Origin of the sequence: Flavobacterium branchiophilum NBRC 15030 = ATCC 35035, assembly GCF_002217205.1 — a bacterium.
Taxonomy (GTDB): Bacteria; Bacteroidota; Bacteroidia; order Flavobacteriales; family Flavobacteriaceae; genus Flavobacterium; species Flavobacterium branchiophilum.
Window position 1 is genome coordinate 7,860 of the sequence record NZ_MUGT01000052.1, and the last position, 11,801, is coordinate 19,660.

Consider the following 11,801-nt stretch of genomic DNA (forward strand, 5'->3'; position numbering starts at 1 on the left):
TATATTTGGTATTATATAGAATATGCAAAAAAAAACAGTTATGCTACTTGAGGTGCATAACTGTTTTTTTTACAAATATTATTTATAAAATAAGCTTCCCTTGTATTCTAAAATTTTATTTTTTGTATTTGAAATACATTATCAGACGATTGCCCAGAAAACAAATTATTTAAATGAGCATATAAAACATATTTGTCATTGTTGCGGCTTGCAATTGTTGTAGGAAAAACGTTTCCTGTATCAAAAGTAGCTGTAATTGTTGCGGTGGACCAATTGTTTGTTGTGTTAATTTGAAATACTTTATTTGTAGTGTTATTGCAAGCTACAACTAAGGTGTTAGCATTTGTATTGTCTATCGATAATCCGTCGGCTCCTTTAATGGTTTGAGGCAAAACTATTTGTGAAAAGCTAGAAGGGTTTTGCAATGGAATTTTATAAAGAATACCTTCGTTGTATTTAGCAACAATCAAATACCCATTTGGATGAAACACTATTCCGTTCAAACCAAATGCACCAGCTGGAGCTTCAAAAGCACTATTTTCATAAAAAATAGATGCTACTCCTTGGGTATTTATTTTGTATATAATACCCGCAAAACTATCGGTTACATAAATGTTTCCTAAATTGTCAACTGCCATGTCGTTTGCAAAATGATTTGCAGTAGGTTTCAATATACCTAAATTGATATAAGAAATTTGTTGTCCGTTTGTAAGATTGTATATAGCAATGGCACCCAGCTTTCCTTGAGTTAGCATTGTTGTTTTGGTACTTGTACCAGGATCGGCAATGGCAACTAACAAGCGATTTTGGGCTCTATCAACTACAATACCAGTGGTCGAAACAAGGTTGTTGTCGTTTGCAAAAACTTGATATACGCCTTGATCATTAACAGTTCCAATAGCCCCTTTGGTTAGCGAACTCACAAAATAAGTCTTGCTGTTTTGATCAAATGCAACACCTTCAGGATATAATCCTAATTGTGTAAATTGAATAACATCGGGTGTTATACTTTGTGGGCTTTGAGCTTCATTTTTAGAACAGGCTCCTAAAAATACAACTTGAATTAAAGTTGCAATAAAAAAATTGTTTTTAAACATTGTCATATAGTTTTTATTTGAATACAAAACTAATATGCACTTAAAGATTAAAAATTGAGCAAACTCACTATTTTTGTGTGATGTAACGCACTTTTATTTTGCAAAACGGCTTAATGTTTCTCTAGAAACCCCTAAATAGGAAGCTATTAACGATTTTGAAACTCTCTGAAACAAATCAGGTTGAAGTACTAACAATGTCTCAAATCGTTCTTTTGCATTTGAACTTAAAAAAGATAATATGCGTTGTTGCAATAAAACATATCCCATATTTGATTTTTTTCTAAAATAGTGTTCCATAATATGAAGCTCGGAACAAATTTTTTCTCGATTTTCTAATGACAAACACAAAACCTCTACATCCTCTAAACAGTCAATATGAAGGGTTGCTTTGTTTTGGTTATAATATGCCTGATAATCTGTTATCCACCAATCTTGCATGGCAAATTGAACGATGTACATTTTTCCATTTTCATCTAAATGATAAGATTTTAAAAGTCCTTTTAGAACAAAAAAGTCATTTGGAACATAATCGTCTATTTGAACCAAAAACTGATGTTTTTTTAACTTTTTATATGAAAAATGAGATAAAACATATTCAAACTCTGCATCTGTAATCGTGATCATTTTTTCAAACTGCAATTTTAATTGGTGGGGCATATTTATTTTTTAGGGCTTTTACATTAGAAATTCAATTTATATAAACAATCAATCGTGGTTTTCAATTTGTTTGTAAGCTTCGATGACTTTTTTGACTAATCGATGTCGAACAATATCTTTGTCGTCAAGATAAATAATTCCAATGCCTTCAATATCCTTGAGCACCAATAAAGCCTCTTTGAGGCCAGAGATAGTCCGCCTTGGCAAATCTACCTGACCTGGATCGCCCGTAATCATGAACTTGGCATTTTTGCCCATTCGAGTCAAAAACATTTTCATTTGCGAATGGGTTGTGTTTTGTGCTTCGTCTAAAATCACAAAAGCATTGTCTAAAGTTCGACCTCGCATAAAAGCCAAAGGGGCTATTTGTATGATGCCTTTTGTAATATAATTCTCTAATTTTTCGTTTGGAATCATATCTCGAAGGGCATCATATAACGGTTGCATGTAGGGGTCTAATTTTTCTTTCATATCGCCTGGCAAAAAACCTAAATTTTCGCCCGCTTCTACCGCAGGACGGGTTAGAATGATGCGTTTGACTTGTTTGTCTTTTAGGGCTTTTACGGCCATAGCTACTCCCGTATAGGTTTTGCCTGTCCCTGCTGGACCAACTGCAAAAACCATATCGTTTTTGATTAATGTATCGACTAACAATTGTTGGTTTGGTGTAATGGCTTTTATCAGTTTGCCACCTACTCCGTGTACTAATATTTTGTCGAGAGCTTCGTGTCGTTTTTCGGTGTTTGTATCGCTCAAAACCACCCGTTCAATTACGTTTGCATCAATAGTATTGTATCGTGTAAAATGTACCATCAGTCGGTGCAATCGGTTTTCAAAAACTTCTAGTATTTCTTGTTCTCCAAAGGCTTTTACGGTGTTGCCTCGGGCTATTATTTTCAATTTTGGAAAATACTGTTTTATATTTTCAAGATGAATATCTTGTGTACCCCAAAATTCTTTTGGAGTAATATCGGTTAATTCAATGCTTATTTCGTTCAAAAGTATGCTGTTTTTTATCAATCAAATTTACTTTTTATTTTTTGTAAATCAAAATGTTTTCTATTTTTTTTTTGATGCCAAATATCATTTTTCAAATTGTTGAAAAGCTTTTTTATCGTATGTCTATTTTAAAACTAATTTTTTTATTTTTGTTGGCTATAAAAATTGTATCAAAAAAAATGCCAATTATAACACTTACAACCGATTACGGAATAAAAGACCACTTTGTAGGTGCTTTGAAGGGCAAAATTATATCTGAAATGCCCGAGGCAAACATTGTGGATATTTCGCATTATATAGACCCATTTAATATATTTGAAGCGGCCTACATTTTGGAATCGGCTTGGAAAAGTTTTCCAAAAGGTACCATTCATTTGATTGGTGTGGATATGGAATTAAACCTTGAAAACCAGCATATTGTGATGCAATGGAACGACCATTTTTTTATTGCGGCAGACAATGGAATTTTGAGTCTTTTGTGTCAGAAATTTATTCCTCAAAAAATAGTTAGCATCAATGTTCATGATCGATTTACAGACAAAGTATCGGACATTGATGTGTTGGTTCGGGTTGCTACCCATATTGCAAAAGGGGGTTTGATGCACATTATTGGTACAGAAATCAAACAAATCAAAGAGGTAACTACCTTGAAACCAATGGTTGCAGAGAACAAAAATACTTTAAAAGGGTATGTTATATATATTGATCATTTTGGTAATGTTGTGGTGAATATTACTAAAAAAATGTTTGAAGAAGTAAGACAAAATCGTGATTTTGAAATTATTTTGAACGAAAAATATAAAAACCAACGAAAAAGCAATATCAAAACCATTCATCAAAAATATTCGGATATTGGACTCAAAGGGACTTATGCTTTAAAAAATTATGAAGGCGAAAAATTGGCTGTGTTTAATGAGGCAGGATACCTTGAAATTGCAATTTTTAGAAGTAATCCAGCCACCGTTGGCTCTGCCAAAACGCTATTAGGACTTCATTATCGAGACGTGATTTCAATAGAATTTAAATAGAAATTATTGGAACTTTTAATCGTATGTTTCATTTATTTTTATGAAAGTAATTTGTAAAAATGTTATTTTAAAAGACTTCGTAGGTGCTCATTTAGATATAAGAAGAATGTTTCAAATTCCGTTTTCAAAGCTTTAATATCTTTATAAAAAAATAATTTATTTCACATGACCCAATTATTATTAAACATAGTTGCCCAATCATTTTATATTTATAATTTTGGCTTTTAATTTAAAAAAAACGACTATTATGTTTGTAAGAATTGTTAAAATGAGTTTTAGTCCAGAAAATGTTGATGCTTTTTTGGTAAATTTTCATGATAATAAAGAAAAAATAAGAAATTTTCCTGGAAATCAATTTCTGGAATTGTATCAAGATCAAAACAATCTATCTGTTTTTTTTACATACAGCTATTGGGACACCCCATCTGATTTGGAAAATTACAGAAATTCGGATTTGTTTGCGGCTGTTTGGGCTGTTACAAAACCGTTGTTTAATGCCAAACCCGAAGCTTGGAGCGTAGATAAACTGGTGAGTTTGAAATAACGAAAAGTAGTTTGTTGTAGTGTTTTCAGTATCTGGACATGCCGTTGCCGTTTTTTATTAAAAGGGTATAAAAAACACAAAGTGTTAAAGGTTCTGCCAAACCCAACACTTTGTGAAAATTAAAAAAAAATAAAAATAGGGATATTAAAATTGTGCTGTTTCAGTAGAATCTTTCATGGCAGTTGTTGATGATTTTCCACTTGTAACGGTGTTTTGAACAGCGTCAAAGTAAGAAGTTCCAACAAAACCTTGGTGTTTAACGGCTTTGAAACCGTGTTTTTGCAATGCAAATTCTCTTTCTTGTAACTCAGAGTATCCAGCCATTCCTCTTTCTTTGTAAGCTTTTGACAATTCAAACATACTGGTATTCAAAGCGTGGAAACCAGCTAAAGTGATGAATTGGAATTTGTAACCCATTGCAGCCAAATCTTCACGGAATGTTTCCATTTCTGCTACAGAAAGTTTAGCAGCCCAGTTGAAAGATGGTGAACAGTTGTAAGCCAACATTTTTCCTGGGAATTTAGCGTGGATTCCTTCAGCAAAACGTCTTGCATATTCTAAATCTGGGTTTGAAGTTTCCATCCAAATCAAATCAGCATAAGGAGCATAGCTCAAACCTCTGTCAATTCCTTGCTCTACACCACAATTTACATAGAAGAAACCTTCGTCTGTTTTTTCGCCAGTGATAAATTTAGCATCTCTTGGATCGATATCGCTTGTCAACAAGTTAGCCGCATCCGCATCTGTACGAGCCACAATAAGGGTTGGCACACCCAAAACGTCGGTAGCCAAACGAGCTGCAACCAATTTATTGATGGCTTCTTGAGTAGGAACCAATACTTTTCCACCTAAGTGACCACATTTTTTAGCCGAACTCAATTGATCTTCAAAGTGAACACCAGCCGCACCCGCTTCAATCATCGATTTCATCAATTCAAAAGCGTTAAGGTTTCCACCAAAACCAGCTTCAGCATCTGCAACGATTGGTACTAAATAGTCTTTTTTGTCAGCAGTTCCGTTTACAACTTGGATTTGATCAGCACGTAACAAAGCGTTGTTGATTCTTTTTACCACCATTGGTACACTGTTAGCAGGGTACAATGATTGGTCAGGATACATTTCGCCTGCTAAGTTAGCATCAGCAGCAACTTGCCATCCGCTTAAGTAAATAGCCTCAAGACCTGCTTCCACTTCTTGAATCGCTTGGTTTCCAGTTAAGGCACCTAAACCAGCTACGAAATCTTGATTGTTTAATTTGTTCCATAAATTAGTAGCTCCAATTCTAGCAATACTGTGTTCAATTTGGTATGAACCTTGTAATTTTACTACTTCTTCTGCTGTATAAGGTCTTTCAATTCCTTCCCATCTTGGGTTTGTTAACCAATCTGATACTAATGCCTGGATTCTTTCTTCTGTTGTTTTCATAATGATAATAATATTTAAAAATGTGTGTTTATATTGGTGATGTTTATTAAATGTATTTATAGCCTGGAATGGTCAAAAAGTCTATAAAATTGGGATTGATAACCAATACATCAAGCAATTGTTCTGCTAATTTGAAATGTCCTTTTTCGTAATTTTCTTCCCCAACCAACGATTTGATTTTATTAAACTCTTCAATGGCCAACCAGTCATAATATTTTTCATTAAGAGGTTTTCCGTTGTCTAAAACTACTTCGTTTTGAAGCCATTGCCACAATTGCGATCTGGAAATTTCGGCAGTGGCAGCGTCTTCCATCAGGTGGTGCAAGGCTGCTGCACCCTGACCACTAAGCCACGAGGCAATGTATAAAATAGAAATGCTGATGTTTTTACGAACCCCTTCTTCGGTAACTGTACCCAATGGTACTTCCAATAAATCTTTTTGAGACACGATTACATCTTCCCGTTTTACTTCAATTTGATTGGCATTTGGCATTTTTTGATTAAAAATTTCCATAGCAACTTTTACCAAATCAGGATGAGCTACCCAGGTTCCATCGTGTCCATTTGTTGCTTCACGCTCTTTGTCTGCTCTCACTTTGTTAAAGGCTGCTTGGTTTGCCTCTTCATCATTTTTAATTGGGATTTGAGCGGCCATACCACCAATAGCATGAATATTTCGTTTATGACAACGTTGTATTACCAATTGCGAATAGGCACTCATAAATGGCGAGGTCATGGTTACTTGGTCTCGATTTGGAACAATAAAAGCTGGTTTTTTTCTTAGTTTTTTGATATAGGAAAAAATATAATCCCAACGACCGCAATTGAGCCCCACAATATGATCTTTTAACTCATAAATGATTTCATCCAATTGAAAACTAGCTGTAATGGTTTCTATCAAAATAGTAGCTTTTATAGTACCTTTTGGAATATTCAAATAATTTTGAGCGAATTCAAACACTTCGTTCCACCAACGGGCTTCCAAATAATGTTCTAATTTTGGTATATAAAAATAAGGTCCTGTCCCATTTTCAGCCAATTGTTTGTGGTTGTGAAATAAATACAAACCAAAATCCATCAACGAACCAGAAGTTTCTTTGTCGTTACTCAACAAGTTTTTTTCGGGCAAGTGCAAGCCTCTTGGTCGCACAATCAAAACGGCCGTTTTGTCGTTCAAACGGTATGTTTTGTTTTTTTTGCTATCTTCAAGTCTAATGGTTTTGTTTACGGCATCTTTCAAATTAATTTGACCTTCCATCAAGTTGCTCCACGACGGGGATGTACTGTCTTCAAAATCGGCCATAAAAGTCGAAGCTCCAGAGTTGAGAGCATTAATAACCATTTTCCTGTCCACAGGCCCTGTGATTTCAACACGTCTGTCCAATAAGTCGGCTGGTGTTGGTGCTGCTATCCATTCAGAGATTCTGATGTCTAAAGTCTCTGTTGGAAAATCAGGAAGTGCACCATCATCAAAAAGAAATTGTTGTTTGATTCGTTCTTCCAACAAAGCCAATCTTTTGTCATTAAAATTTTCGTGTAGTAAAGTCAAAAAAGTTAAAGCCTCGTCTGTTAATATTTCAGGGTATTTAGAAATAGTTTCTTCTGAAAAATTTAACATATTTGTTGTGTAATATTCTGTATTTTCCATTTTATAATGAATTAAAATTAACTATTAATAAGATGTTTTAAATAATTGTTATTCTTTGATGGTGCAATATTACAAAAAGTTTTTTAATAAACAAGCGTACGTTCGCTATTTTTTTAAAATATTTTTTTTGCATACTTTGTTTGGATAGTGTATCTTTGAATTATGAATATCGAAAAAGACTATATTAAGCTTATTTTTGGCCTCAAATTGAAGCAAGCCAGGACAGATAAAAACCTGTCTTTGTTTGGGTTAGCCAAAATTACCGATTTGTCCAAATCCTATTTGAACGAAATCGAAAAGGGTAAAAAATACCCTAAAACGGATAAAATTATTTTGCTTGCAGAAAAGCTAGAAGTACCTTATGACCACATGGTTTCGCTTAAACTGGACAACAATTTAGCTCCCATTGGCGAAATTCTTCGATCTGGAATACTAAAGGAAATTCCACTGGAACTTTTTGGCATTCAAGAGGCCGATTTGATAGATATTATTGCCAACGCCCCTGCAAAAGTTACGGCTTTTATCAGCACCATCATCGAAATATCTCAGCATTATAACCTTACACGTGAGAGTTTCTTTTTGGCCTCATTGCGGTCTTATCAAGAAGCACACAACAATTATTTTGAAGATTTAGAACAAAAAGTAATTGATTTTTCTCAATCTTTTAGAATTGATTTGGATAACAAGATTACATTAGCCGAAATGACCGCTATTTTGAAAGAAGAATACAATTATACTATAAAAGACATTGTTTTTTCGGAAACAGAGGAGTTGGCCGATTTACGTTCTATATATGTACCCAAAAGTAAAACATTATTGGTGTCTGAAAATATCGATCAATCGCAAAAAGCTTTTATTTTAGCTAAAGAAATTGCTTATAATTATTTAGAAATAAAAGAAAGACTTTATACTTTTAGTTGGATAAAATTTGATAATTTTGATCAGGTGCTAAATAATTTTTATGCGTCCTATTTTGCGGGAGCATTATTAATTCCTAGAAATAAATTGATTAACGAACTGCATGTGTTTTTGCAAAAAGAAGCTCCAAAACCTGCACAAATGGTGGCTTTAGTCAATCGATTTGAGGTGTCGCCTGAATCTTTTTATCAACGATTGACTAATATTTTGCCTAAAGATTTTCAAATAAAAAATTTGTTTTTCTTGCGAATGTCGCACAAAATAGGTTCAGATACTTATCAAATTAAAAAAGAGCTGCACATCACAAACCAACAAGAACCACATGCCAACGAAATGAACGAGCATTATTGTAGGCGTTGGGTGTCTATTCGTAGTATAGACGAAGCATTAAAACAACAAAAAACACACTATTTTGATGCCCAAATTTCGAGTTATGAAAACAGCAACAACGAATATTTGGTGTTTTCGTCTGCAACGCCAGACCCTTTCAAAAAAGATTATATGCGAAGTATTTCGGTAGGAATTTTAATTTCGGCATCGCTCAAAAAGAAATTTAAGTTTATGGACAGTAAGCAGTTGAGCAAGCAAATTGTAGGGGTAACTTGCGAAACATGTAGTGTAAAAGATTGTGCAGAACGGGCAATAGCACCAATTCAGTTGGAACAAAAAATTAGAAACGAAAAAACGGATAAATTGGTACAGAAATACATTACAAAATTCAGTTGAAAAATGAATTGATATGAAAAAAGACGGCTATAAAAACCGTCTTTTTTTGAATGTAGGAATGAAAAAATTTAATTTTTAGCTTTAGATAATTTTTTTTCAGCTTTTTCAATTTTCTTTTTCAAATCTTCAATTTTTTCCAATCTTTTGCTTTTATCTTTTTCAAAATCAGCTATATCATTGGGCGAAAGTTTGCCTTTTTTAAGGTTTTTTTCGTATTTTTCCGTTTTTTTGACTAAATCTTCTTGGGCTTCTTGCACTTTTTCTTTTGCTTTGGACACCTCTTGCTCAGCATCGGCTATGGCTTCTTGCTTGTTGGCCATTTTTTTCAATTCTTTTTCTTGCTTTTCAAGTTTGCGTTCTTGTTTTTTCATATCACGCTCTCGATCTTTGGCCTCGTTTTCGGCTTTTTCTTTGGCTTTTTCGGCTTTTCGCTGCTGTTTTTCATAAGCCATTTCCCTGTCTATTTCCTTTTGATTGTTTTTCTGATTGCTCGAGCCAAAGCCTACATACACACTATCCACTTTCAAACTGTCTGTGGCTTTAATTGAAGTAAGGTCTTGAGCAAAAGTAACTGTCGAAAAAAGGAGTAAACCCCAAAGTATTGCTTTTGTTGGTTTCATTTTTGGTTTTGTATTAAATTATTAAATTATTTTTTGATACTAGTGGTATTCCTTTATTTTTGAATAATTTTTTAGAACGGCACTAATTATTTTATTATTTTTGGCAAAGCTAAATAAAATAATTTCAAATATAATAAAAAATGAATTTAAAAAGATGTCTCGTTGTTATGAGCGTTCTGACAATAGTGTTTTCTTGCAAAGAAGTTCATTCCGATCCTACAGTTGGGACGGATAGTCAAGAATTACGGTTAAGCACAGATAATAATATAGATTTATTGCCTACCTCTACAACTGGAAAGATAATATCGCACCGGTATTATACACTATCGTATCAAGAGGCACACGAGCAAGCAGAATGGGTTGCCTATCAGCTGCACGGAAAAGTAACTAATAAACACTACAACCGACCTTATTTTGAAGAAGATCCATTGGTAGAAAGTGGGTCGGCAAGTTGGAAAAATTACAAAAATTCGGGTTATGATAAAGGCCATTTATGTGCTGCTGCAGACATGGCTTTCGATTTTAAAGCGTTTGAAGATACTTTTTATACCTCAAATATTAGTCCTCAAAAGCATGATTTTAATGATGGCATTTGGAACAGATTGGAGCAAAAAGTGCGTTATTGGTCTGAAAAATATGGCAATATATATGTGGTAACAGGTGGTGTTTTAGAAGAGGGCTTAGAAAAAATAGGAAGAGAAGGTGTAAGTGTTCCTAAATATTTTTATAAAATATTGTTGACTAAAAAAAATAATCAGTACCAAATGATTGCTTTTTTAGTTCCTCATCAATCTAGTGATAAAGCATTGTATGAATACGTTGTAAGTGTAGATGAGATAGAGGCTAAAACTGGAATTGATTTTTTTTCAAAATTAACAAACACGCTTGAACAAAAACTGGAGCAATCTAGTGATTACAAAAACTGGAGTTTTTAGGTAGTTGCCTATTTAGTTGCCAACATAGCAGTTGTATGTAAATTATGTTGTATTTTTATGAATAAATGTATAATTTTTTATTATTTGAATTCAAAAAATTACAAATTTTTATATTCTAATGTTTCGGGATTGATGGACTTTAAGTAATCGAGTAACTCCTCTGCATAGCATCCATAAGTTCCTAAATGTACATCACTCAAAACAACTAATTCAATTTGTCTTATTCTTTTCATTTGTTACCATTTTTTTAATAATTATTTGTAATTAAAATTCGCTTGAAACTATACTTATTTACGAGCTTATGTATTACAAATTTTGAAAACAATTCCGTTTAAATGTTTTAAAATTGTTATCCTACCATCAATTTTTAAAATTTTATATTATTTTAATATTAATTTAATGTTATGTAATGGTTAATAATACGTTATCTTTTTAATATTTTGATCTTTAAAGTTCGCATGAGTTTGTAGAATGTTTATTTTTGTATGACCATTAAAAGCAAATAATCTTTGAATAATTATCGGATATGAGAAAAAGTAATAAGCAAGAACAAAATCAGATTCAAAACGACTTAACAGAGGACGTAAAAAGCAGCACAAACCAAGAACAAACCGAAGTTTTAGCAGCATCAGAATCAAATGAAGTAATAGAAAATCTAGTTGAAGAAGCGGCTGGTGCAGATTTTGAACAAACAGTAGAAGTTTCCGAAACGGAACCAAATGTTGTCGAAACAATGGGAACAGCTCCAATACAGGAACACACTCCTGTTGATACTTTAGACGAGGTATTATCAGAAATAAAAGACGAGGAGTTAAAACAAGAAAAAAAGAAAAAGAAAAAGAAAAAATCAAAAGTTAAAAAAGCTAAAAAAGGGAAAAAAAACAAGAAAAAAAAGAAAACTAAACAAAAGTATAAAGCCAAAAAGAAAGCTAAAAAGAAAGCCAAAAAAGAAGCCAAGAAAAAAGCTGCCAAGAAAAAGAAATCGAAAAAAAATAAGAAATCAAAAAAAAACAAGAAAAAATAAATAGCTCATATTTACAAAAAAGCCCAGCAAACTTTATTGGTTTGGAGGGCTTTTTGTATTTAATAATAAAGTAAGTTTTTGTTTTAAATAATACCAAATATATTAATAAAATAGTCCAAAGTTGTGTGGTTTTTTAGAAAAAATCAAAAAAAAATGTGCATAGCTGGGCTACGAAACTAT

General features: G+C 33.0%; 11 protein-coding genes and 1 pseudogene. 5 read left to right on the forward strand and 7 right to left on the reverse strand.

Translation table 11 applies throughout. The features are described 5' to 3' along the window. Window positions 1-107: 107 nt before the first annotated feature. The 3 genes from B0A58_RS07175 to B0A58_RS07185 all read right to left on the reverse strand — a co-directional run bounded on the left by B0A58_RS07175 (window position 108) and on the right by B0A58_RS07185 (window position 2,753). A complete protein-coding gene (locus B0A58_RS07175; protein WP_133063084.1) occupies window positions 108-1,097 on the reverse strand; it encodes a hypothetical protein in 990 nt (329 codons plus the stop codon). Between the two features lie 93 nt (window positions 1,098-1,190). Continuing rightward, window positions 1,191-1,754 carry a Crp/Fnr family transcriptional regulator gene (locus B0A58_RS07180; protein WP_089080484.1) on the reverse strand — a complete coding sequence of 188 codons (564 nt, stop codon included), beginning with the start codon at window positions 1,752-1,754 and terminating at the stop codon, window positions 1,191-1,193. A 48-nt stretch (window positions 1,755-1,802) separates the two neighbouring features. Further along, window positions 1,803-2,753, reverse strand: coding sequence for a PhoH family protein (locus B0A58_RS07185; RefSeq protein WP_089080490.1), 951 nt, complete (start codon window positions 2,751-2,753; stop codon window positions 1,803-1,805). A 179-nt stretch (window positions 2,754-2,932) separates the two neighbouring features. Here B0A58_RS07185 and B0A58_RS07190 point away from each other — a divergent pair, with 179 nt between their 5' ends. Next, complete coding sequence (locus tag B0A58_RS07190; RefSeq protein WP_089080491.1) at window positions 2,933-3,781, forward strand: SAM hydrolase/SAM-dependent halogenase family protein; 849 nt, start codon at window positions 2,933-2,935, stop codon at window positions 3,779-3,781. 247 nt (window positions 3,782-4,028) lie between these two features. After that, window positions 4,029-4,325 carry a putative quinol monooxygenase gene (locus B0A58_RS07195; RefSeq protein WP_089080485.1) on the forward strand — a complete coding sequence of 99 codons (297 nt, stop codon included), beginning with the start codon at window positions 4,029-4,031 and terminating at the stop codon, window positions 4,323-4,325. 144 nt (window positions 4,326-4,469) lie between these two features. Here the strand turns inward: B0A58_RS07195 and aceA are convergent, their stop codons facing one another. After that, window positions 4,470-5,750, reverse strand: a complete 1,281-nt coding sequence (aceA, locus tag B0A58_RS07200; protein ID WP_089080486.1) for an isocitrate lyase — start codon at window positions 5,748-5,750, stop codon at window positions 4,470-4,472. 46 nt (window positions 5,751-5,796) lie between these two features. Further along, on the reverse strand, window positions 5,797-7,398 hold the full coding sequence (gene aceB / locus B0A58_RS07205; RefSeq protein WP_089080487.1) for a malate synthase A: 1,602 nt from the start codon (window positions 7,396-7,398) through the stop codon (window positions 5,797-5,799). A 162-nt stretch (window positions 7,399-7,560) separates the two neighbouring features. On the opposite strand from aceB, the gene B0A58_RS07210 reads away from it, so the two are divergent. Continuing rightward, complete coding sequence (locus B0A58_RS07210) at window positions 7,561-9,042, forward strand: helix-turn-helix domain-containing protein (protein WP_089080488.1); 1,482 nt, start codon at window positions 7,561-7,563, stop codon at window positions 9,040-9,042. Between the two features lie 68 nt (window positions 9,043-9,110). Here B0A58_RS07210 and B0A58_RS16420 read toward each other — a convergent pair whose 3' ends face one another. Continuing rightward, window positions 9,111-9,662 carry a hypothetical protein gene (locus B0A58_RS16420; RefSeq protein ID WP_014082982.1) on the reverse strand — a complete coding sequence of 184 codons (552 nt, stop codon included), beginning with the start codon at window positions 9,660-9,662 and terminating at the stop codon, window positions 9,111-9,113. A gap of 167 nt (window positions 9,663-9,829) precedes the next feature. Between B0A58_RS16420 and B0A58_RS07220 the strand changes: the two genes are divergently transcribed. Continuing rightward, window positions 9,830-10,597: a DNA/RNA non-specific endonuclease gene (locus B0A58_RS07220; RefSeq protein ID WP_243389466.1), complete on the forward strand. Its 768-nt coding sequence runs from the start codon at window positions 9,830-9,832 to the stop codon at window positions 10,595-10,597. A 116-nt stretch (window positions 10,598-10,713) separates the two neighbouring features. Here B0A58_RS07220 and B0A58_RS16170 read toward each other — a convergent pair. Continuing rightward, window positions 10,714-10,830 (reverse strand): annotated as a pseudogene (locus tag B0A58_RS16170) (UDP-2,3-diacylglucosamine diphosphatase); the annotation flags it as partial. Window positions 10,831-11,123: 293 nt separating this feature from the next. Here B0A58_RS16170 and B0A58_RS16270 point away from each other — a divergent pair. Beyond that, complete coding sequence (locus B0A58_RS16270) at window positions 11,124-11,621, forward strand: hypothetical protein (RefSeq protein ID WP_133063086.1); 498 nt, start codon at window positions 11,124-11,126, stop codon at window positions 11,619-11,621. The last annotated feature ends 180 nt before the right edge of the window (window positions 11,622-11,801 follow it).